At 72.5% G+C, this 24,493-nt stretch carries 6 protein-coding genes; all 6 read right to left on the bottom strand.

From position 1 onward, the window contains the following. Positions 1 to 163 precede the first annotated feature (163 nt). The 6 genes from L1857_RS05495 to entS are packed head-to-tail and all read right to left on the bottom strand — an operon-like array spanning position 164 to position 24,476. Positions 164 to 3,547, bottom strand: coding sequence for a non-ribosomal peptide synthetase (locus L1857_RS05495; RefSeq protein ID WP_116110474.1), 3,384 nt, complete (start codon positions 3,545 to 3,547; stop codon positions 164 to 166). Next, the gene (locus tag L1857_RS05490) at positions 3,541 to 10,722 is read right to left on the bottom strand and encodes a non-ribosomal peptide synthetase (protein ID WP_249464592.1); all 7,182 of its coding nucleotides are present in this window, start codon (positions 10,720 to 10,722) and stop codon (positions 3,541 to 3,543) included. Before L1857_RS05490 ends, L1857_RS05495 begins: the two co-directional genes overlap by 7 nt. Next, on the bottom strand, positions 10,719 to 22,172 hold the full coding sequence (locus L1857_RS05485; protein ID WP_249464587.1) for a non-ribosomal peptide synthetase: 11,454 nt from the start codon (positions 22,170 to 22,172) through the stop codon (positions 10,719 to 10,721). The genes L1857_RS05490 and L1857_RS05485 overlap by 4 nt, the downstream gene beginning before the upstream one ends. Positions 22,173 to 22,174: 2 nt before the next feature. Then, positions 22,175 to 22,381: an MbtH family protein gene (locus L1857_RS05480; RefSeq protein ID WP_094003850.1), complete on the bottom strand. Its 207-nt coding sequence runs from the start codon at positions 22,379 to 22,381 to the stop codon at positions 22,175 to 22,177. 53 nt (positions 22,382 to 22,434) lie between these two features. Further along, a complete protein-coding gene (locus L1857_RS05475; protein WP_094003849.1) occupies positions 22,435 to 23,238 on the bottom strand; it encodes an alpha/beta fold hydrolase in 804 nt (267 codons plus the stop codon). Beyond that, the gene (gene entS / locus L1857_RS05470; RefSeq protein WP_249464583.1) at positions 23,211 to 24,476 is read right to left on the bottom strand and encodes an enterobactin transporter EntS; all 1,266 of its coding nucleotides are present in this window, start codon (positions 24,474 to 24,476) and stop codon (positions 23,211 to 23,213) included. Before entS ends, L1857_RS05475 begins: the two co-directional genes overlap by 28 nt. Between the last annotated feature and the right edge of the window lie 17 nt (positions 24,477 to 24,493).

Raw genomic sequence — 24,493 nt, 5'->3', positions numbered from 1 at the left:
ACCGCCACCCGGCAACGAGAGCCAACCACCCCACGAGCACCCCCCTCCCGCAACCCGATCCCCAGCCACATCGGTTGCCGAACACTGAGAGATCGGGTTCGGGAGGGGCAAATCGGGGCGTAGCGAAGCGAAGCCGGTGATTGAGAAACCCGCGTAGCGGACCTCACAACTGCGCGTTCAAATCCTCTTCGGACAGCGCGTCCACCTCCAGGTAGATCTCCGCCACCTGCTCCAGCCGCCCCGGCACCGACTGCTCGGCCACCAGCCGGGCAGCCATCGCGCCCACCGTCAGCGACGAGAACAGCGTCCGCACGCTCACCTCGGACGTGTCCAGCGCCTCCCGCAGCCGGCCGACGATCATCGTCGCCAGGACCGAATCACCCCCGAGCGCGAAGAACGGGTCGTCGCGGCCGACGCGGTCCACTTCGAGCACCTCGGCCCACACCTTGGCCAGCACCTGCTCCACCGGCGTCTCCGGGGCGACGTAACTGTCCGCCGACGCCTCCCAGTGCGCCGCCACCGCGCGGCGGTCCACCTTGCCGTTCGCGGTCAGCGGCAGGGCGTCCAGCACCACCACGCGCGCCGGGACCATGTGCGGCGGCAACAGCGTCCGGACGAACTCACGCACCTCGTCCCCGTCCACCGCGCCCCCGACAGCCGCCACCAGCTGGTTCCCGGCCACCCCCGCCACGCCCCGGTGCACCCCGGGGAACTCGGCCAGCGCGGCCTCGACCTCGCCCAGCTCGATCCGCACGCCCCGCACCTTGACCTGGAAGTCCCGGCGCCCCAGGAACTCCAGCGTCCCGTCCGGCCAGTACCGTGCCAGGTCACCCGTCCGGTACCAGCGGCGGCCCTCGTACGACACGAACCGGTCCGCGGTCCGCTCCGGATCGGCCCGGTATCCGTGCGCGACCCCGTCGCCGCCGATCCACAGCTCCCCCGCGACCCAGTCCGGGCAGTCCCGCCCGCGCGCGTCCACCACGCGGCACACCACATTCCGCAACGGCGTCCCGTACGGCACCGAACGCCACGTCGACGGCACCCCGTGCACCTCGCACACCGTCGAGTGAATCGCCGTCTCCGTGGTGCCACCGAGTCCGGCGAACCGGCACCGCGGCGCCTGCTCCGCCACCCGGCCGGGGAGGTCCGTGCCCACCCAGTCACCGCCCAGCAACACCGTCCGCAGCCCGCTCAGCTCGCCCGGCCGCGCGGCGGACAGCAGCATGTCCAGCAGCGCCGGCACGCAGTTGACCAGCGTGACCCGGCGGGAGGCGGCCAGCTCGACCCACTGCCGCGCCTCCTTGCGGTCACCCTCCTCGACCAGCACCACCGCGCCGCCCGCGGACAGCAGGCCGAACACGTCGTACACGGACAGGTCGAAGTCCAATGCGGACACCGCCAGGCACCGGTCGTCCGAGCCCACCGAGAACCGCTCGTTGAGGTCGTCGATGGTGTTCATCGCCGCCCGGTGCGGCACCTCGACGCCCTTCGGCTCCCCCGTCGAACCGGAGGTGAACAGCACGTACGCGATCTGCTCCGCGTCCACCCGCACCGGCTCGGCGAGCGGCTCGGCCGCCTCCTCGGCGGACGTCAGCACGTGCGAGAACCCGGCGATCCGCCGGATCCGCTCCGCCCGCGCCGCCGGCTGGTCGACACCGATCGGCACGTACCCGGCGCCCGCGGCCAGCACACCCAGCACCGCCGCGATCTGGTCCGGGCCCTTCGGCAGGCTCACCCCGACCAGGTCACCCGCGACGACACCCTTGTCCTGCAACGACTTCGCGATCCGCAGTGCCCGGTCACGCAGCGCGCCGTAGCTGAGCACCCCATCGGCACCCCACAGCAGCGCGGGCGCGTCCGGCTGCGTCAGGGCGAGCTCGAAGAACCCGTCCTGCAGCAGCCGCCCGCTGCGCGGCCCGTCCGTCGCGTTGACCCGCGCCCGCACCTCGGCCTGCTCCCGCGGCAGCGCGCCGCCGACCGGCTGCTCCCACGCGTCGTCCCGCTGCCCGAGCCGGGTGATGAGGTCCTGGAACGCGGCGAACATCGCGTCGATCATCCCGGCCGGGAACGCGTGCTCCCGCACGTCCCAGTTGATCAGCAGGCCCTCGTTGACCTCGGTGACCTGGGCATCCAGCAGCACCTGGGGGCCCTGCGAGATGATCCACACGGCCTCGCCGAAGCACCGCCGCACCCGCGCGTCGAACAGCTCGCCCAGGTTGAGCGCGCTGGTGAACACCACCGGCGCGAGCACCTGCTCACCGTGGTGCCGGGACAGGTCCCGCAGCACCTCCACACCCGAGTAGGCGGCGTGCTCGGCATCGGCGTGCATCCGGTCCTGCAACGCCTTCGCGTGCTCCACGAACGACGCCTCGGTCGAGAAGTCGACTTCCAGCAACACCGAGCTGGTGAAGTCGCCGACCAGCTTGTCGACGTCCGGGTGGGTGCTCTGCCGGTCGAACATCGGCAGGTTCATCAGGAACCGCGGCTGCGCGCTCCACGACGACAGGGTTTCGGCGAACGCGGCCGCGACCACCATCGCCGGGGTCAGGCCGTGCTCGTGCGCGCGGGCGCCGAGGCGCTTGCGGTCCTCGGGCGCGAGCCAGTGGTGCCGCCGGGTGACGCGGGTGGCGTCGGCGCGCTCGGTTTCCGGCACCAGCGGCAGGTCGGGCGCGCCCGGCAGCTCGGGAACCCGCCGCTGCCACCACTCGCGAGCCTTCTCCTGCTCGGCCTGACGGGTCACCTCGCGTTCGGCCAGGTAACGCGGGTAGCTGTAGCCGATCGGCGCCAGCTCCGTGTCCGGCTCGTCGTAGAACCGCGCCAGGTCCGAGAGCAGGACGCGGTAGCTCAGCGCGTCGGCGGCGAGCATGTCCACGTCCACGTGCAGCCGTGCGCGGTCGCCGGACCGGCGGCTGAGCTGGATCTTGAACACCTCGCCGTTCGCGACGTCCAGTCGAGCGTGCGAGGAGGCGTCCCGCAGCTCCGCCAGGCGCCGCGACTCGGCGTGTTCGTCGAGGTCGCGCAGGTCGTGCACGAGCAGCGACGGCTGGGCGCGCTCCGGCAGGATCCGCTGACGGCCGTCGTCACCGAAGGCCGCGCGCAGCATGCCGTGCCGGGCGACGAGCTTGCGCACGGCGACGTCCAGGCGCTGCGGGTCCAGGTCCGGGCCGTCGAACTCGACGTAGAGGTGCGCGGCGACCGAGCCGAGCGTGGTCTCCTCGTCCCGGCCGATCCAGTACGCGTGCTGCATCAGCGCGAGCGGGAACGGCTCGGTCTCGTCGACCTCGACGGTCACCTCCGGCTCGGGCGCGACCCCGGCCGCGGTGGCGAGGATGTCGCGCCACCCGGCCAGGGTCGGGTTCTTGGCCAGCTTGGCGAAGCCGACCTTGATGCCCTGCTTGCGCCACTTGTTCGCGACCTGCATGAGCTGGATCGAGTCGAGGCCCCATTCGATGAGGCTGTCGTTCTCGGACAGTTCCGCCGCCTCGGGCCCCAGCAGGTCGGTGACCTCGCGCAGGAGCTCTCCCACCGTCGGCTGCTGACTCACCACGTGCCCAGCTCCTCTTCGAACTCGTCGATGTCTTCTTCGGAAACGTCCACCAGTGCGGTGTCCAGCGCGGTCGGCGCGCTGCTCAGCGCCTTGCGGAACAGCTCGGTCAGCTCGGGCACCGCGGGCCCGGTGATCGCGACGCGCAGCTGCCCGTCGACGCTGACCGCGTTGACCTCCATCGCCCACTGCGGGACGCGCGGCGGCACCCGCAGCATCGGGGCCTCGGGCGCGACCGTCCACGGCTCGCCGGTCCCGGACCGCAGGCGGCCGAGGTAGTTGACGACGATCGTCGGCTCCGGCAGGCCGAGCGGGCGGAGCAGCCCGTAGCCGAGGCCGTGGTCGGGCAGGCTGTCCAGCTGGTCGCGGATGTCGCGCAACCGGGTGCCCGGGCGCAGCCGGAGCGGGAAGATCGTGGTGAACCAGCCGACCGTGGCCGACAGGTCGGCCCCGAGCTGTTCCTCGCGCCCGTGTCCTTCGACCGCGATCATCGCGTCCCCCCGCCCGCGCCAGGTTTCCAGCGCCTCGGCGAAGGCGCTGATCAGCAGCTCCGGCACGCCGGCTTGCTCGGCTCCGTCGGGCAGCGGCACGCTGAACTCGGTCTCGTGCCGTTCGCCGCCGGGTTCGAACACCGGGTCGGCGCCGTCCAGGATGTCCCGCCACAGCCCGGTTTCCGCGCCGCGGTCCTGCGCGGCGAGCAGTTCGCTCCAGCGCCGGAACGACGTGCCGGTGCGGGTCAACGTGGTGCCGCGCCAGGCTTCGGCGAGGTCGTCCATCAGAATGCGCCACGAGACCCCGTCCACGACGAGGTGGTCGGCGACGATCAGCACCCGGTCCGGGAAGCGGACGACCTGCAGCAACCGCTCGTCGGTCAGCCGCTCGCGGGCGGCGCGCAGTTCCTCGTCGAGGTTCCCGGTGGCGTCCCGGACGATCTCGCCCGCGTCGAAGGACTCGGCCGGGACGATCAAGGCGCCGTCCCAGCGGGCGCGCAGCACGTCGTGCCGGTCCAGGATCGCCCGCACCACCCGCACCAGGTCGTCGCGGGTGAGGCCGTCCGGCGCGACCAGGAGCATCGCCTGGGCGAGACCGCGTTCGCTCCAGCGCATGATCGGGGTCGGCTCGATCCGGCCGGTGCCGTCGTCGGTCTCCACCACGGCGGCTTCGGCGACCGCGGCGAGCCCGGCCGGGGTGTGGTGCTCGAACACCTGCCGCGGCGTGATCGTCAGCCCGGCCTTGCGGGCGCGGCTGACCAGCTGGACGGACACGATGCTGTCCCCGCCGAGGGCGAAGAAGCTGTCCTGCGCGCCGACCTCGGCCAGGCCCAGGACCTCGGCGAACAGCCGGCACAGCAGCGCCTCCCGCTCGGTCGCGGGCTCGGCTGTGCCCGCCAGCGCGGCGAAGTCGGGTGCGGGCAGGGCCTTGCGGTCGAGCTTGCCGCTGGGGGTCAGCGGGAACTCGTCCAGCTGGACGATCGCGGACGGGATCATGTGGTCCGGCAGCTCGCGGGCGAGGCTGTTCGCGTCCGCTTCGCCGAGGACGTAGGCGATCAGGCGGTCGTCGCGCACCACGGCGACCGCGCTGCGGGCACCGGCGCGGGTGAGCGCGACCTCGACCTCACCCAGCTCGATCCGGAAGCCACGCAGCTTGACCTGGTCGTCGGCGCGGCCGAGGAACTCCAGCACCCCGTCGCGGTGCTTGACCAGGTCGCCGGTGCGGTACAGCCGCTCCCCGTCCGGCGCGGCGACGAACCGGGCGGCGGTGAGCCCGGGCCGGTTCAGGTAGCCGCGGGCCAGCTGGACGCCGCCCAGGTACAGCTCGCCGGTGACGCCCGGCGGTACCGGTCGCAGGTACCGGTCCAGGACGTGGACCTGCGTGTTCCACACCGGCCGTCCGATCGGGACCGTGCCCTGGCCGGCGCCTTCGGTGCACGGCCAGGAGGTGACGTCGACCGCGGCTTCGGTGGGGCCGTAGAGGTTGTGCACGTTCGGTCGCGCCAGGTCGGACGGCAGGGCCTCGCCGCTGCAGATCACCCGCGTCAGCACCGACAGGTCACCGCCCGAGGAGACGAACGCCCGTAGCATCGACGGGACGAAGTGCGCGGTGGTGATCCGCTCGCGGGCGATCAGGTCGGCCAGGTACTCCGGGTCCTTGTGCCCCTCGGGCCGGGCGAACACCAGCGTGGCACCGGTGATGAGCGGCCAGAAGAACTCCCACACCGACACGTCGAAGCTCGACGGGGTCTTCTGCAGCACCCGATCCTCGGGCGTGAGACCGTACTCGTTCTGCATCCACAGTAGACGGTTGACGATCGCGCGGTGGCTGACCACGACCCCCTTGGGGCGTCCGGTGGAGCCCGAGGTGTAGATGACGTAGGCCGGGTTGTCCGGGCCCGCCGCCCGTGTTTCACCGGGTTCGCCCAGCGAGGCGGGAAGAACCACGGTGGGCTGCGCATCCTCGATCATCATGCCTAACCGCTCGGCTGGATACGAGGGATCCAGCGGCAGATAAGCCCCACCCGCCTTCAACACACCCAACAGCGAAACGATCAGGTCCAGCGAACGGTCCTGCCGGACCGCCACGATGTGCTCCGGCCCCACCCCCGCTCCGGCCAGCTGTTCCGCCAGGAGCGTGGCGCGGGCGTCCAGTTCGGCGTAGGTCAACGACGCGCCCTCGAACACCACCGCCGTTGCGTCCGGCGTGCGCGCCACCTGCTCGGCAAACAGCTCCGGCAGCGTCGTCGCCGCCACTTCCCGCACTTCCCCGGCGGGAAGCACGTCCGCGGCGGTCAGCACCGAGGTCGTGGACAGCCGCCGGTCCGGGTCCGCCACCAGATTGCCGACCAGGCGCGTGAACCGGGCCACCAGGTCGTCCACCGTGGACCGGTCGAACAGGTCCGTGCTGTAGACCAGCCATCCGTCGATGCCCGCGTCCTGCTCGAACAGGTGGAACGACAGGTCCAGCCGCGCCGCGTAGAAGTCGACGTGCTCCGCACGCAGCGAGGCGTGCCCGAACGGCACGGGCCCGCCGGGCGCCCGCTGGTAGGCCAGCATGACCTGGAACAGCGGGTGCCGCCCCATCGACCGGGCCGGGTTGAGCGCCTCGACGAGCCGTTCGAACGGCAGGTCCTGGTGGGCGAACGCGTCCAGGTCGGCGCGCCGGACCCGGTCGACGAGCTGCCGGAACGTCGGGTCGCCGCTCAAGTCCGTGCGCAGCACGAGGTTGTTGACGAAGAACCCGACCAGGCCGTCCAGGGCGTCGTCGGTGCGGCCGGCGACGGGCGCGCCGATCGGCACGTCCTCCCCCGCGCCCATCCGGCCGAGCAGCGCGGCGACGGCGGCCTGCACGACCATGAACGTCGTGGCCCCGGTCTGCCGCGCCAGCTCCGCCAGCGCCCGGTGGGTCTCCGGCGGCAGCTGGAACCGCACCGCGTCCCCGGCGAACGACGGGTCCGCCGGGCGCGGCCGGTCGGCCGGCAGGCTGATCTCGTCCGGCAGGTCGGCGAGCTGCCGCGTCCAGTAGGCGAGCTGGGTGGACGCCAGGCTGTTCGGGTCGGCGTCGTTGCCCAGCAGGTCGCGCTGCCAGAGCGCGTAGTCGGCGTACTGCACGGGCAGCGGCGCCCAGCCGGGGCTGCGGCCCTGCAGGCGGGCGGTGTAGGCGGTGGTCAGGTCGGCCAGCAGCCGTTCGGTGGACCAGCCGTCGCTCGCGATGTGGTGCGTCAGCAGGGACAGCACGTGCGAGTCGCCGTCGCGGAACAACCGCGCCTCGAACGGCGGCTCGCGGTCCAGCTCGAACGCCCGCTGCGCGGCCTCGCGCGGTGAGCCCTCATCGAGGATCAGCGGCGGGATCGTGTCGAGCACCTGCTGGTAGGGCTTGCCCTCGAACTCCGGGTAGATCGTGCGTAGCACCTCGTGGCGGCTCACGACGTCGGCGAGTGCGGCCCGCAGCGCGTCCACGTCGAGCGGGCCGTCCAGGCGCACCGCGAACGGCACGTTGTAGGTGGCGCTCGGGCCTTCCAGCCGGTACAGGAACCACAACCGCTGTTGCGCCGACGACAACGGCGTCCGGCGCGGGCGCGGCATCGGCGTGAGCGCGGGCCGCTTCTGCGTGCCGCCGTCGAGCGCCGTGGCGAGGCGGGCGACGGTGGGCGCGTCGAAGACGGTCCCGATCGCGACGTCGATGCCGAGGTCCGCGCGGACGCGGCCGACGAGCTTGGTCGCCAGCAGCGAGTGCCCGCCGAGGGCGAAGAAGTCGTCGTGCCGCCCGACCCGCTCGACGCCGAGCAGGTCGGCGAACAACGCGGCCAAGGCGCGCTCGCGCTCGGTCTCCGGCTCCTCGGCGACGGTGGCGGCCCCGGGCTCGGGCAGCGCCTTGCGGTCGAGCTTGCCGGCGGGGCTCAGCGGCAGCTCGTCGAGGAACGTGATCACCGACGGCACCAGGTGCTCGGGCAGGGTGGCGCCGAGCTTCCGCCGGATGGCCGCCGCGTCGGCACCGGGCTTGGCGACGACGTATCCGATGAGCTGCTGCCGGTCCGGACGCGCGACCACCCCGGCGTTGACCACCTCGGGCAGCGCGGTCAGCGCGGCCTCGATCTCGCCCAGCTCGACGCGGAACCCGCGGATCTTGACCTGGTCGTCGGCGCGGCCGAGGAACTCCAGGGCGTCCCCGGTGCGGCGGACCAGGTCCCCGGTCCGGTACAGCCGCTGCCCGTCCGGTCCGGCGACGAACCGCGACGCGGTGAGCCCGGGCCGGTTCAGGTAGCCACGCGCCAGTTGGACGCCGCCCAGGTACAGCTCGCCGACGGCGCCGGGCGCGACCGGCTGCAGGTGCCGGTCCAGCACGTGGAGCTGCGTGTTCCACACCGGCCGCCCGATCGGCACGGTTCCGGTGCCGGCGCCCTCGGCCACCGGCCAGTGGCTGACGTCGACGGCGGCTTCGGTGGGCCCGTACAGGTTGTGGACGTGCGGCAGTTCGCGCGCGAGGTCGGACGGCAGGGCCTCGCCGCTGCAGATCACGCGGCGCAGGCTGCTCGGCCGGGCGCCGGACTCGACGAACGCCCGCAGCATCGACGGGACGAAGTGGACGGTGGTGACCCGCTCCCGGGCGATCAGCTCGCTGAGGTAACGGGGGTCCTTGTGCCCGCCGGGCTTGGCGAACACCAGGGTCGCCCCGGTGATGAGCGGCCAGAAGAACTCCCACACCGACACGTCGAACGACGACGGCGTCTTCTGCAGCACCCGATCTTCGGGCGTCAGCCCGTACTCGGCCTGCATCCACAGTAGACGGTTCACGATCGCCCGATGGCTGACCACGACGCCCTTCGGACGGCCCGTGGAGCCCGAGGTGTAGATGACGTACGCCGGAGTATCCGGGCCCGCCGCCCGCAACTCCCCGTCAACTTCCAGTGAGGCGGGAAGAACCACGGTGGGCTGAGCGTCCTCGATCATCATGCTCAACCGCTCCGCCGGATACGACGGATCCAGCGGCAGATAAGCCCCACCCGCCTTGAGGACTCCCAGCAGCGAAACGATCAGATCGAGTGAGCGGTCCTGCCGGACCGCCACGATGTGCTCCGGCCCCACACCAGCACCCGCCAACCGCTGAGCCAGCGCGGTGGTGCGGGCGTCCAGCTCGGCGTAGGTCAACGACGCGCCCTCGAACACCACCGCCGTCGCGTCCGGGGTTCGCGCCACCTGCGCCGCGAACAGCTCCGGCAGCGTCGTCGCCGGTACCTCACGCGCGTCGCCGATCAGGACGGTGTCCGGGAAGAACTCCAGGCGCGACACGGGCCGCTCCGGCTCCCCCACCGCCGCGTCGAGCAGCGATTCCAGGTGCGCCAGGAAGCGGTCCACCGTGGCGGCAGCGAACAGCTCCGTCGAATACGTGGCCTCGACCCGCATTTCGCCGTCGACCAGGAACGCCTCCAGCGCCAGGTCGAACTGCGTGGTGTCGTTGTGCACCGTCTCCCAGCTCGCCTCGACGCCGGGCAGGTCGAAGCCCTGCAACCCCTGGGTCAGGAACAACAGCATCACGTCGAACAGCACCGACCGGCCCGGCACGCGCGGCGGCCGCAGGCGCTCGACGAGCAGGTCGAACGGCAGGTCCTGGTGCGCGTACCCGTCGGTGCACACCCGCCGCACCCGGTCCACCAGCTCCGCGAACGACGGGTCGCCGGACAGGTCGGCCCGCAGCACGAGCGTGTTGCCGAAGTTGCCGATCAGCCGCTCGACCTCACCGGCGTCGCGGTTCATCGACGCCGACCCGATCGGCACGTCCGTCGCGCCGGTCCAGCGGGACAGCAGCGCCGCGTACCCGGCGAACACCACCATGAACGGGGTGACCCCGCGGGCCTGCGCGAACTCGCCGATCCGGTCGGTCACCGCCCGGTCGAAGGTGTGGAACCGCCGGTCCCCGCGGTCGGACCGCGCGGGCGGGCGGGGCAGGTCGGTGGGCAGCGGCAGGTTCTCCGGCGCCGGGGCCAGCTCGCGGCGCCAGTAGTCCAGATCTCCGGCCAGCTTCTCGTCGGTCAGCGTCTTCCGCTGCCACACCGCGAAGTCCGCGTACTGCACCGGCAGCGGGTCCAAACCGGACGGTTGCCCCGTGGTGTCCTCGCGGTACAGCGCAGACAGGTCGCGGGAGAGCGTGTTGAACGTGTAGCCGTCCCACGCGATGTGGTGCACGGTCAGCACCAGCACGTGGTCGTCGTCGCCGCGGCGCAGCAGGCGCAGCCGCAGCGAGTGCTCCGTTGCGAGGTCGAACGCGTGCGCCGACTCCTCCCGCGCGACCCGCTCGACGGTCCGGTCCCGGTCCGCTTCGGACAGCCCGCGCAGGTCCGACTCCGGCATCGTCACCACGGCGTACGGGTCGACGATCTGCCGCGGCTCGCCGTCCGGCCCGGCGACGTACCGGGTGCGCAGGATTTCGTGCCGCTCGACCAGCCGCTGGAACGACCGGTGCAGCGCGGCCTTGTCCAGCGCGCCGCGCAGGGTGATCGCCAGGCACACGTTGTACGCCGGGCTGGCCGGGTCGAGCTGCTGCAGGAACCACATCCGCGACTGCGCGTAGGACAGCGGCATGTCGTCGTCGGAGTCCCGCTTCGGGATCGACGTCGTGCCGGCCAGGCCGGCCTGGGCCAGCCGTCGGCGCAGCAGCTCACGTTTGCGGGCGGCGAGGTCACTCACCGGGGGCCTCCTTGCGCGATCAGGGTCAGCGCGGCGAACCACTCGCGGGACAGCTGCTGGATGCGGTCTTCGGTGAACAACGCGGACGGCCACTGCCAGTCGGCCTCCAGCGTCGAGCCGCGGACCAGCACGTTGAGCACCAGGCAGTACGGCGCGGGCATGTCGTCGTCCACGCCACCGCCCATCGCGCCCGCCTCGGGCGCGCCGGACCACGGCTCGCCGTCGCGCTCGCCCACGGTGAGCCGGCCGAGGTAGTTGAACTCCAGCTGCGGCTCGGGCAGCGCCTCCAGCTCGGCGGCGGTGTCCGGGTTGAGGTAGCGGAGCAGGCCGTGGCCGATGCCCTTGTCCGGCAGGGCGAGCTGCTCGTGCACCCGCACCAGTCCGTTGTGGACACCGCCGGTGAGGTCGCCGGGGTCCACCCGCACCGGGAAGACGCTGGTGAACCAGCCGACCGTGCCGGACAGGTCCGCGCCGGGCACGATCTGCTCCTCCCGGCCGTGGCCTTCCAGCGCGAGCAGCAGCGACGTGTCGCCAGTGCCGCGCCAGCGGGACACCGCGTGCGCGAGCCCGGCCAACAGGACGTCGTTGATCGTGACGCCGTGCCGCTCGGGCACCTCGGTGAGCAGCTTGCCGGTCACCTCGGGGTCGAGGAACGTCCGCGTGGCTCGCATGGACGCGCGGGTGTCCACGGCCGGGTCGAGGCGGCGGGTGCCGAGCACCGGGTCCGGTCCGGACAGGATGTCCCGCCACAGCGGCATCTCGCTCGCCTTCGCTCGCGCGACCTCGGGCAGGGCCCGCGCCCATTCGCGGTACGACGTGCCGACCGGCGGCAGCTCGTGGCCCACCCACAGCTCCGCCAGCTCGGGCACCAGCACGCCCCACGACGCGCCGTCCACGACGAGGTGGTGCAGCACGACGAGCAGCCTGCCGGGGCGGTCCGGGCCGGTGTCGAACCAGACGAACCGCACCAGGTCGCCGGACGGCGGATCGAGCCGGATCTCCCGCATCAGGTCCGGCAGACGGTCGGCGATCTCCTCGTACGGCAGGTCGCGGGCGTCGATCCGGGTGACGCAAGCGCTGGCGTCCACCGCGCCCCGTGGGCGGACGACGAACGTACCGTCGAAGGTCGCGCGCAGTACGTCGTGCCGGTCCAGCAGGGCCTGCACCAGCTCACGCAACCGGTCCAGGCCGAGCCCGGCCGGGGTGCAGAGCATCCGGGCCTGGCTGAGCTGGCCGTACGGCTGGTTGCGGGTGAGCCAGTGCAGCATCGGGGTCAGCGGCACCTCACCGATGCCGGCGTCGGAGTCCGCGCGGTGCACGGCGTCCCCGGCGACCCGCGCCAGGGCTGCCACCGTCCGTTGCTCGAACACGTCCCGCGGGGTGAACGCCAGTCCGGCGCCACGGGCCTTGCTGACCAGCCGCATCGACACGATGCTGTCCCCGCCGAGGGCGAAGAAGCTGTCGTCCGCGCCGACCTCGGGCAGGCCCAGGACCTCGGCGAACAGCCCGGCGATGCGCTTCTCCAGGTCCGTCGCGGGCGGCCGGGACGTGGTGCTCGTGTAGTCCGGCGCGGGCAGCGCCTTGACGTCGAGCTTGTCGTTGCGCGTCAACGGGAAGTTCTCGACCGCGACGATCGCGGCCGGGACCATGTACTCCGGCAGGGCCGCCGCGACCTGTTCCCGCAGACCGTCCGTGCTGCTCGCGACCACGTAGGCGACCAGCCGCTTCACTCCGGGCGTGTCCTCGCGCGGCACCACGACCGCGCGTTCCACCCGCTCGTCGCGCAGCAGCACGGCCTCGATCTCGCCGGGCTCGATGCGGAAGCCACGGATCTTGACCTGGTCGTCGACGCGGCCGAGCAGCTCGATCAGGCCCTCCGCGTTCCAGCGCGCCACGTCGCCGGTGCGGTACATCCGGGTGCCGGGCTCGCCGAACGGGTCGGCGACGAACCGCTCCGCCGTCGTGCCCGGCCGCCGCAGGTAGCCGCGGGCGAGACCGGCGCCGGACAGGTACAGCTCACCCTCCACGCCCGGCGGGCAGGGCCGCAGGTGCCGGTCGAGGACGTAGGCGCGCGCGTTGCCGACCGGCGAGCCGATGCACGGGTTCTCGGTGCGGTCGAAGTCGCACGCCGCGGAGTCCACTGTGCACTCGGTCGGGCCGTAGAGGTTCCACACGGCCAGGTCCGGCTCGTCCCGCAGCGACCGCCACAGCTGCGCGGGCACCGCCTCACCGCCGACGCCGAGCACCTTGAGCGCGCCGCGCCAGCCTGGTTCGGTCGCGACCTGCGCGAGCAGCGACGGGGACAGCTCGACGAACTCGATCTCGTGGTCCCGCAGGAACGCCCGCAGCAGGTCGGCGTCGCGGCGGGTGTCCGGCGGCACCAGGTGCAGCTCGTGCCCGGCGAACATCCACAGCATGGGCTGCCAGGACGCGTCGAACGCCATCGGCCAGGCGTGCGCGACGCGCAGCGGGCGGCCGGCCCGCTCGCGTGCCGGGTCGAACAGGTCGGTGCGGTGGCTGACCAGCAGGTTCGCGATCGAGCTGTGCGGCACCACGACGGCCTTGGGCGTGCCGGTGGAGCCGGACGTGTAGATCACGTACGCCGGGTGCTGCGGCTTCGCGCGCGGCGGCAGGTCGTCGGTGGAACCGGTCGCGGGTGGCAGCTCGGTCAGGACCAGCTTCGGGGCGGCGTCGGCGAGCATGAACTCGATGCGCTCGGCGGGCCAGTCCGGGTCGAGCGGCAGGTACGCGCCGCCCGCCTTGAACACCGCGAGCAGGGCGATCAGCATGTCCGGCCCGGCCGGCATGCGCAGCGCCACCACATCCTCCGGCCCCACCCCCTGCTCGATCAGCACGCGGGCCACCTGGTTGGCCCGCGCGTTGAACTCGGCGAAGGTCAGCCGGGTCTCCCCCGCCACGATCGCCACGGCGTCCGGCGTGGCCCGGGCCTGGTCGCGCAGGACCTCGGGCAACGTCGTCGCCGGGGCGTCCAGGACCTTGCCGGTGCCGATGCGACGCAGTTCGGCCAGGGTCTCGTCGCCGAGCAGGTCGATGCTCGTCGCCGTCTGGGCGGGGTCGGCCGCGAAGGCTTCCACGGCCCGGCGGAACCAGCCGCTCAGCGACTCCGCCCACGCCTCGTCGAACGTGTCCGGCCGGTACTCGAAGACGACCGACAACCGCTCCTCGGCGGCGACCGCCAGCGTCAGCGGGTAGTGCGTGGAGTCCTCGACCTCGACCCGGTCGATCGTGATCCCGGCGGCCCGCTCGCTCTCGCTCACCGCGTCGGAGTCGATCGGGTAGCTCTCGAACACGACCAGCGTGTCGAACAGGTCGCCGTGCCCGGCGGCGCGCTGGATGTCGGTGAGGCCGAGGTACTGGTGGTCCATCAGCCGCGCCTGCTCGTCCTGCACCGCGCGCAGGACGTCCAGCAGCGCGCCACGCAGGCGGACCCGCACCGGGACGGTGTTGATGAACAGACCGACCATACCGTCCACACCGGACAGATCGGCGGGACGTCCGGAGACGGTGGTGCCGAACAGGACGTCGTCCCGGTTGGTCAGCCTGCTCAGCACCAGCCCCCACAGCCCCTGGACGACGGTGTTGACGGTCAGGCCGTGCTTCCGGGCGACCGCGTAGAGCCGTTCGGTGGTCTCCGGTGGCAGTTCGAGGCGCAGCTTGCCCGGGTGCATCGGCACCCGGGAGGCGGCCGGGACCAGCAGCGTCGGTTCCTCGACGTCGTCCAGCGCGGCCAGCCACGCCTCCGCGGAGGCGTCCCGGTCCCGCCCGGCGAGCCAGGCCAGGTAGTCGCGGTACGGCCGGGGCGACGGCGGCTCGGTGCCGGCGTAGAGCGCGAGCAGGTCGCGCACCAGCAGCGGCAGCGACCAGCCGTCGAGCAGGATGTGGTGGTTGGACAGCACCAGCCGGTGGTCCCGCTCGCCCAGCTTCACCAGGGTCATCCGCAGCAGCGGGGGCTCGTCGAGCGCGAACCGCTCCGCCCGGTCCCTGGCCAGGAACGCGTCGAACTCCCCGTGGCTGAGTGTCAGCTCCGCCCAGGGCAGCTCGGCCGCACGCCGGATGATTTGTTTCGGCTCGTCGTCGTGCACGAACGCGGCACGCAGGTTGGGGTGCCGGACCAGCAGGTCCTGCGCGGCCCGGCGCAGCCGCGCCGCGTCGATCTCACCGGTGAGGCCGAGCACGAACTGGACGGTGTAGACGTCGTCGGCGCTCTCGTCGTACAGCGCGTGGAAGAGCATGCCCTGCTGCAGCGGGGACAGCGGCAGGACTTCCGCCACCTCCTCCGCGGCCGCGAGGTCACGTAGGGCGTCCTGCCACTTCCCGATCAGAAGGTCCACTTCGGAATCGGCGAACCGGCTGGTCCACGACCAGGTCGCCGTCAGCACCGGACCGTCCGGTCCGTCCTCGGTGACGACGTTGATCTCCAGTGGACGGTGCTGGATCTCCGGCTGCGGCAGCTGCTCCGCGGCCGGGACCCAGTAACCCTCGGAGACGTCGAACCGGCCGAGGTAGTTGAAGCCGATCTCCGGGTCGGGAACACCGGTCAGCTCGCCGTGCAGCCAGCGGAGGATGCCGAACCCGATGCCGTTGTCGGGCACCGCGCGCAGCCGCTCCTGGATCTGCGGTGGGCTCGCGGCGGCGGGCAGTTCCACCGGGTAGACGCTGGTGAACCAGCCGACCGTGCGGGACAGGTCCGCGCCGGGCACCAGGTGCTCCTCGCGGCCGTGGCCCTCCAGCGCGACCAGCCGCGGCTCGCCGAACGCCTGCGCGAGCGCGCTGAGCAGCACGTCCTGCACCCCGGTCCGGAACTTGCCCGGCACCTCGGTGACCAGTTCGGAGCCGAGCGTCAGCTCCCGGCGGCCAGCCGTGGGAGCCGGTCGCACGTCGTTCTGTTCGGCGCGGGGCAACGACTTCCACGGCTCAGTGCTCGGGGTCGGCAGGTGCCGCGCCCACCAGCGGAACGACGTGGGCACCGGGTCGAGCTTGGCCGGATGACCGGACGCGCGGGCCTCCCACGCCTGCGCCAGGTCCCCGGCCAGGATGCGCCACGACACGCCGTCGACGACCAGGTGGTGCAGCACGAGCAGCAGCCGGCCGGGCTCTTCCGGGCCGTGGTCGAACCACACCGCCCGCACCAGCACGCCCGCCTCCGGGTCGAGCGCTTCGACCGCCTCGGCGTACTTCTCCGCGACCGGCGTGTTCCCCGGAACGTGCTCCAGCACGTCGGTCACCGCGCCCGGCGGGCGGACGTCGAGCACGTCGCCCCGTAGCCGGGCACGCAGCAGGTCGTGGTGGTCGAGCACGTCCTGAAGCACCCCGGCGAAGATCTCCGGCCCGTCCGCGGGCGGCACCCGCAGCAACGCGGCCTGGGCCATCTTCGTCTCGCCGCTCTCCCGCCACCACCGCATGACCGGGGTCAGCGGCACCTCGCCGACGCCCTGCGCGCGATCGCCGTCGACGACGACCACGTCGGTGTCGACTGCCCGGGCCAGCGCCGCCGCGGTCTGGTGCTCGAACACCTGCCGCGGCGAGATGCGCAGCCCGGCCGCGCGCGCCTTGCTCACGAACTGGATGGACAGGATGCTGTCGCCGCCCAGGCCGAAGAAGTTGTCCTCGGCGCCGACCTCCGGCACCCGCAGCACCTCGGCCATCACGCGGCAGAGGATCCGTTCGGCCTCGGTCTCCGCGGCCCGGCCACCGGCCGTCGGCTCCGGCCCGGGGTCGGGCAGCGCCTTGCGGTTCACCTTGCCCGAGGGCATCAGCGGGAACTCGTCGAGGAACACGAACCGCCGCGGCACCATGTGCTCGGGCAGTCGCGTGCGCAGCCAGTCGCCCAGACCGTCCACTTCGGCGCCGAGGCAGTAGCCGACCAGCCGCTTCGGCTCGTCGCGCACCAGCACGACCGCCCGCCGGACGCCTTCGTGCTGCTCCAGGACCGCCTCGATCTCCTCCAGCTCCACCCGCATGCCGCGGATCTTGACCTGGTTGTCGGCGCGGCCGAGGAACTCCAGCGTCCCGTCGGGCTGCCACCGGGCCAGGTCGCCGGTGCGGTACAAGCGGGAGCCGGGCGGGCCGAACGGGTCGGCGACGAAGTGGTCGGCCGTCCGCTTCGGATCGTTGATGTAGCCGCGGCCGAGGTAGACACCCCCGGCGTACAGCTCGCCGGGTACGCCGACCGGCACCTGCCGCAGGTGCTGGTCCAGCACGTACAGCCGGGTGTTGCCGTTGGGGTGCCCGATGGACACGGCCTTGCGGACCGCGCTCGCGTCCCGGTAGACGACGTGGCTGACGCCGATCGTGGCCTCCGCCGGGCCGTACCCGTGGTACATGATCGCGTCGCTGACCGCGCGGAACCGGGCGAACAGCTCCGGTGTCAGCACCTCACCGCCGCACCAGACGTGCTTGAGCGACCGGCCGCGTTCGGCGAAGCCGTCCAGGCCCACCAGCAGGTCCAGAATGGACGACGGCAGGTAGGTGAAGGTGACCGCGTGCCGTTCGATCAGGCCCAGCAGGTAGTCGATGTCGCGTTCGCCGCCGGGTTCGGCGATCACCAGCTTGCCGCCGGTGACCAGCGGCAGGAACACCTCGTTGATCGAGATGTCGAAGCCCATCGGCGCCTTGAACAGCGCCGCGTCACCGGGCCCGAAGCCGAGCATCTCGCGCTGCCACAACAGGCGGTGCGTGATCGCGCGGTGGCGGATCATCGCGCCCTTCGGTTTACCGGTGGAGCCGGACGTGTAGATGACGTAGGCCAGGCCCTCCGGCGGCACCCGCACGCCCAGGTTCTCCGGGTCCTCGTCCGCCAGATCGACGTGCACGACCGGCACGCCCAGCTCCCGCACCGGCGCGTCGTGCTCGGGTCCACTGAGGATCGCGGCGAACCGGGAACTCTCCGCCACCTCGGCGATGCGCCGCTGCGGCCACGACGGCTCCAGCGGCACGAACGCGCCACCGGCCTTCTCGACCGCGACCAGGCCGACGACCAGTTCCAGCGACCGCTCCCAGTGCATCCCGACGGTCCGCTCCGGCCCGACACCGGCCGCGACGAGCCGCCGGGCGAGGTGGTTGGCCTTCGCGTTCAGCTCGGCGTAGGTCAGGCCGCGGTCGTGGAACTCGACCGCGATCGCATCCGGGGTGCGGGCGGCCTGCTCCTCGACCATCTCCGTCAGCGTGGTGTGCGGCCGCTCCTCGGCGGTGTCGTTGAACGCCGCGAGCTGGGCCCGCTCGTCGTCGCCGAGGATCTCGGCCAGGCCGACCGGCTGGTCCGGCTTGGCGACGAGTGCGGTGAGCAGCCGCACCAGCCGACGGGCGAGCGAGTCCACAGTGGATTCGTCGAACAGGTCGGCGGAGTAGCTGATCAAGCAGTCCTCCGGCCCGAAGTGGAACGCGAGGTCGAACTTGGCGCCGGTGAACGCGGGGACCATCGGCTCGGCCACGACGTCCGGCAGCTCCAGGCCCGCGGTCGCCGGATCGCGGTGCGACACCATGATCTGGAACAGCGGGTGCCGCCCCGGCGAGCGCGGCGGGTTGACCGCCTCCACGACCCGCTCGAACGGCAGGTCCTGGTTGGAGTAGGCGTCCAGGTTCGCCTCGCGCACGCGTGCGAGGAGGTCGCGGAACGTCGGGTTGCCGGACAGGTCGGTGCGCAGCACGACCGTGTTGACGATGTACCCGACCAGGTCGTCCAGCGCTTCGTCGGTGCGGCCGGCGACCGGCGTGCCGAGCGGGATGTCCTCGCCCGCGCCGAGGCGGGACAGCAGCACCGCGGTCGCGGCCTGCGCGATCATCAGGTCCGTCACGCCGAGTTTGCGGGCCAGCTTCGCCAGCGACGCGGTCAGCGCGGCGGGGAACTCGACGGTGACGTTGCCGCCCTCGCGCGTCGGGTGCTGCGGGCGCGGCCGGTCGGTGGGCAGCGGCAGTTCCTCGGGCAGGCCCTCCAGGCGCTTCAGCCAGAATTCGCGCTGATCGTCGACCGGGATGTCCTGCAGCCACTGCGTGTAGTCGGCGTACTGGACCGGCAGCGGCGCCCACTCCGGCGCGCGTCCGCCGCGGCGGGCGGCGTAGGCCTCGCCCAGGTCGCGCAGCAACGGCCGCGCCGACCACTCGTCGCCCGCGACGTGGTGGACGACCAGCACGAACAGGTGCTCATCCGGGCCGGTGCGGACGACTTCGGCGCGGATCGGCGGCTCCTCGCCGAGCCGGAACGCGTACCGGCTCGCGCGTTGCACGAACCCCTCGGCCGGGCCGTCGTGGCGCTGCACCGGGAACCGCTCGAACGGCGGCAGCACGCGCTGGCCCCCGGCGGTGAGCAGGGTGCGCAGCGCGTCGTGGCGGTTCACCACGTCGGTGAGCGCCTGGTCGAGCGCGTCCAGATCGAGCGGGCCGGTCAGGCGCGCGGCGAACGGGATGTTGTAGACCGGCGACGGGCCCTCCAGCTCGTGCAGGAACCACAGGCTGCGCTGCGCCGGGGACAGCGGCACGGGGCTGTCGTGCTCGCGGCGGGCCAGCGGCGGGCGCGCGGCACCGCCGTCCAGGTGCCGCGCCAGGCGCGCCACCGTCGGGGCGTCGAAGATCGCGCGGATCCGCAGGTCGGCGCCGAACGTGCGGCGGATGCGGCTGACCAGGCGGGTCGCGAGCAGCGAATGGCCGCCGAGGGCGAAGAAGTCGTCGTCGCGGCCGACCTCGGGCACGCCGAGGACCTCGGCGAACAGCCCGGCCAGGATTTCCTCGCGCGGGTCACGCGCCTCGGCGCTGGTCTGCGTGATCTGCGGTTCCGGCAGCGCGCGGCGGTCCAGCTTGCCGCTCGGACTGAGCGGCAGCTCGTCGAGCACGACGATCGCGGACGGCACCAGCTGTTCGGGCAGGGACTCGGCGAGGTTCCGCCGCAGCGCGGCCGGGTCCAGCCCGTCGCCGACGACGTACCCGACGAGCTGCTGACGGCCGGCGTGCACGGTGGCCGCCGCGGCGGTGACCCCGTCCAGCGCGAGCAGAGCCGCCTCCACCTCGCCCAGCTCGACCCGGAAGCCGCGGATCTTGACCTGGCCGTCGGCGCGGCCCAGGTACTCCAGGACGCCCTCGGCCGTCCAGCGCACGACGTCCCCGGTGCGGTAGAGCCGCGAACCGGGCTCGCCGAACGGGTTGGCGACGAACCGGGACGCGGTCAGCCCGGCGCGGTTCAGGTAGCCCCGGGCGAGCTGTACTCCCCCGAGGTACAGCTCGCCCGGCGCGCCCGGCGCCACCGGACGCAGGAACCGGTCCAGCACGTAGGTCTGCGTGTTCCACACCGGACGTCCGATGGGGACGGTCGTGGTGTCCGCGGGGACCGGCCAGTAGGTGACGTCGACCGCCGCCTCGGTCGGCCCGTACAGGTTGTGCACCTGGGCGAATTCACTCGCCTGCCGCGCCAGTTCGGGCGGCAGCGCCTCACCGCTGCAGATGATCCGCGCCGGCCCGCGCCCGGTCTCGACGTACTGGGCCAGCATCGACGGCACGAAGTGCGCGGTGGTGATCCGCTCGCGCTCGACCAGTTCGGCCAGGTATCGCGGGTCCTTGTGCCCCTCCGGCCGGGCGAACACCAGGGTCGCGCCGGTGATCAACGGCCAGAAGAACTCCCACACCGACACGTCGAACGACGACGGAGTCTTCTGCAGCACCCGATCCTCGGGCGTGAGCCGGTACTCGTGCTGCATCCACAACAGACGGTTCACGATCGCCCGATGGCTGACCACCACACCCTTGGGACGGCCGGTCGACCCCGAGGTGTAGATGACGTAAGCCGGGTTGTCCGGCCCCGCCGCCCGCAACTCCCCCTCGCCTTCCAGCGCGGCAGGAAGAACCACCGTGGGCCGGGCATCCTCGACCATCATGCCCAGCCGCTCCGCCGGATACGACGGATCCAGCGGTAGATAAGCCCCACCGGCCTTGAGCACACCCAGCAGCGAAACGATCAAGTCCAGCGAACGGTCCATCCGCACGCCGACGATGTGCTCCGGCCCCACCCCGGCCCCCGCCAACCGGCGGGCCAGGTCCGTCGCGCGCGCGTCCAGCTCGGCGTAGGTCAGCGCGGTTCCCTCGAACACCACCGCGGTGGCGTCCGGCGTGCGCGCCACCTGCGCCGCGAACAGCTCCGGCAGCGTCGTTTCCGGCACGTCGGCGGCGGTTTCGTTGGGGGCCACCACGACCTGCCGCCACTCGTCGGCCGGCAGCGGTTCGACCTGCGCGACCGGCGTGCCAGGCGCGGCGACGAACCAGCCGAGCACGTCCTGCACCCGCTCCGCGATGCGCGTGACCGCGGCGTCGTCGAAGCGCGCCGGGTCGTGGTCGATGCGCAGCACGACCTCCTCGCCCGGCACGACCAGCAGCGCGAGCGGGTAGTGCGTCGCGTCCCGCACCTCGACGCCGGCCAGCGGCGAGCCGGCCAGGTCGGTGCCGGGATAGCTTTCGAAGACCACGAGCGTGTCGAACAACGCGGGCTGCCCGGCGGCGCGCTGGATGTCGGCGAGCCCGAGGTGCTGGTGCTCCAGCAACCGCGCCTGCTCGGCCTGCACCCGCGCGGCCAGCCCGGCCGGCGTCTCGTCCGGCGCGAGGCGCACGCGCACCGGCACGGTGTTGATCAGCATGCCGACCATCGACTCGACGCCCGGCACCTCCGGGTTGCGCCCGGACACCGTCGCGCCGAACACCACGTCGTCCCGGCCGGTCAGCCCGGCCAGCACCAGCGCCCATGCGGACTGCACGAGCGCGTTCACCGTCACGCCGTGCTCGCGCGCCGCCTGCGCCAGCGGCTGCCCGGGCAGCGAAAACTCGGCCCGCCGCGGCAGTCCGCTCGACGGGCCGTCGGCGACGAGCGTCGGGCCGTCCAGATCGGCCAGCGCCTCGGCCCACGCGCGCTCGGCGGCTGCAGTGTCCTGTTCGGACAGCCAGGTCAGGTAGTCGCGGAACGGCCGCACCGGGGGCAGTGTTTCCCCGCCGTACAGCGACAGCAGCTCACGCACCAGGATCGGCGCGGACCAGCCGTCCCACAGGAGGTGGTGCGACGACAGCACGAGCACGTGCCCGGAATCCCGGCGCACCAACGTGAACCGCAGCAACGGCGGCCGGGCGAGATCGAACGGCTCGGCGCGGTCGTCGTCCAGCAGGCGCTGGAACTCGCCGTCGTCCGGGCAGTCCACCACGCGCCACGGCACCCGCACCGCGCGCCGCACGACCTGCACGAACTGACCCGAGGACTGGGTGCGGAACCCGGCCCGCAGGTTGGCGTGCCGCCGCACCAGCTGCTCGGCCGCCTCCCGGAGCCGCTCGGCGTCCACCGCACCGGTCAGCCGCAGCACGGTCTGCACCGTGTAGACGTCCGCGCGCTCGTCGAGCAGGGCGTGGAAGATCATGCCCTGCTGCAACGGGGTGAGCGGGAGGACGTCCTCGACGCTCGACGCCACCCTCAGGACTCGCTCTCGACCAGGCTGCGCGGCCGCATGTCGGTCCAGTTGGCCTCGATGTGGTCCAGGCACGCCTGGCGGCTGTCCTCCCCGAACACGATCCGCCAGCCCGAGGGCACCTCCGCGAAGGTGGGCCACAGCGAGTACTGGCCCTCGTCGTTGACCAGCGCGTAGAAGCGCCCGTTGTCGTCGTCGAAGGGGTTAGTCACGCCAAGCCTCCAGTGCCGTCAGGTCAACTGAGGCTTACCTTAGTAAGGCGATACTAAGAGTGTCCAGCGGCGAAAAAGGTGACGAGAGCGTCGTTGACCGCGTCCGGGCGCTCCAGATATCCGTAGTGCCCGGCGTCGGCGATCTTCACGTACCGTGCGGACGGGATCGCGTCGGCGACCTCACGCGCGAGGTACGCGGGCAGGCGAAGATCGTCGGCGAACCCGATGACCAGGCAGGGAACGTCGATCGCGCGGTAGGCGTCCAGGCGGCTCTCGGTGATGTCGAGGTCGAGCTGCGCGCGCAGGCCGGGCGTCCACAGGGTCGGCGACATCTCGAAGATGTCCAGCCAGTCCGCGATCGCCGCGTCGTCGTTCAGCGTGCGGGGTGAGAGATTCTGCACTGCCCGCATCACGGCCTCGTACTTCGCGGGCAGCGCGATCTCGCTGTCCCGCAACTCCTTCTCCGCCGCGCCCATCGCCGCCCGCATCGCGTCCGGGCGGCCGCGCGTCGCCATCAGCACGGCCTGGCTGACCAGTTCCGGACGCGCGAGCATCAGCTCGGTCACCACCTGCGCGCCCATCGACGTGCCGACCAGGCGGCACGGGCCGAGGTCGAGGTGCTCGATCAGGCCGGCGGTGTCGGCGACCAGGTCGTCGATGGTGAAACCCGGTTCGGCGGGCGAAATCCCGCGGTTGTCGAACGTGATCGCCCGGTAGCCGGCGTCGAGGAGCGCGGGCACCTGGTGCAGGTGCCACACCCGGCCGTTGGCGGCGGTGCCCATCACGAGCACCACCGGATCGCCGGAGCCGAGGTCGTCGTAGTTGATCTTTATGCCGTTGACGTCGGCGAGTGGCATGGTTCTCCTTGCAGGCTGGCCCGGCGCAGTCCGGGCATGGTCACCGCGACCAGGCAGACGCCGAGCACGCACACGATTCCGCCGGCCACGATCCCGCCGGCCGGGCCGAGCAGCCGCGCGGCGAGCCCGGCTTCGGCGTTGCCCACGGCCGGGCCGGTCGTGGCCTGCGCGAGCCACAGGCTGCTGACCCGGCCCTGCAGGTGGCCAGGCGTGTGGTGCTGGAGCAGCGCGCGGCGCAGGATTTCCGACGTGGTGTCGCCGATCCCGGCGAGCGCCAGGAACAGCAGCGCCAGCCACAGTTCGCCGGACAGGCCGAACGCGGTGATCGCCAGTCCCCACAACAGCACCGATGCGATCAGCGCGCGGCCGCTGTGCCGGAACCGTCCGGTCCAGCCGCTGACCAGCGCGCCGAGGAACGCGCCCACCGCCGGGGCGGTGTAGAGCAGGCCGACCGCGGACGGGCCGCCGCCGAAGACCTCCGTGCCCATCTGCGGGAAGAGCGCGTAGGGCATCGCGAAGAGCATGGCCCACAGGTCGATCAGCAGCAGTCCGCGCACGACCGCGTTGTGCCGGAGGAAGCGGAAACCCTCGGCGATCGCGTGGAACGGGTGCTGGTGGTCCTCGTCCGGCTTGCCTGCCCGCAGCTCGGGCAGCCGCCACATGAGCAGGACCGCGGCGACGTAGCCGAGCGCGTCGATCGCGAAGCACGCGGCGACGCCGGGCCCGGCCGCGATCACCCCGGCGATCGACGGGCCGACCATCGCGCCGAACTGGCTGGTCACCGTGATCAGCGCGCCGGCCGCGGTCAGGTGCTCCGGCTTGACCAGCGCGGGGATCGCCGCCATCAGCGCCGAGCCGCCGAGGCCGTTGATCGCGCCGGCGAGGATCGCGGCCACGTAGACGAACCACAGCATCGGGTGCGGGATCGCGGCGTTCACGGCCAGCCCGCCGAGCACGACCGCGACGGTCGCCCGCGTGGTGAGGATGAGGCGGCGGCGGTCGACCCGGTCGGCCATCACCCCGCCGGCGAGCAGCCCGCCCAGCAACGCGATGCCGAACACGAGACTGACCAGTCCGACCTGGACCGACGACCCGGTCACCTGGTAGACGTGCAGGTTGATCGCGACGTTCGTGAGCGCCGTTGTCAGCACGGTGAGTGTCTGCGCGGCGAAGACCAGCCGGTACGCGGATGCGCTCCGTAGCGGCGTGACGTCGATGACCATTTCCCCGAGCCGCACGAGCACCTTCCCTTCGT

The sequence above is a fragment of the Amycolatopsis thermalba genome (assembly GCF_023376025.1).
Lineage (GTDB): Bacteria > Actinomycetota > Actinomycetes > Mycobacteriales > Pseudonocardiaceae > Amycolatopsis_E > Amycolatopsis_E thermalba.
This window is presented reverse-complemented; position numbering and strand designations above follow the sequence as displayed.

Bases quoted from the DNA above. Each gene is read 5' to 3' on its own strand.
- L1857_RS05475 (WP_094003849.1), bottom strand. From the start codon at position 23,238: ATGCCACTCGCCGACGTCAACGGCATAAAGATCAACTACGACGACCTC.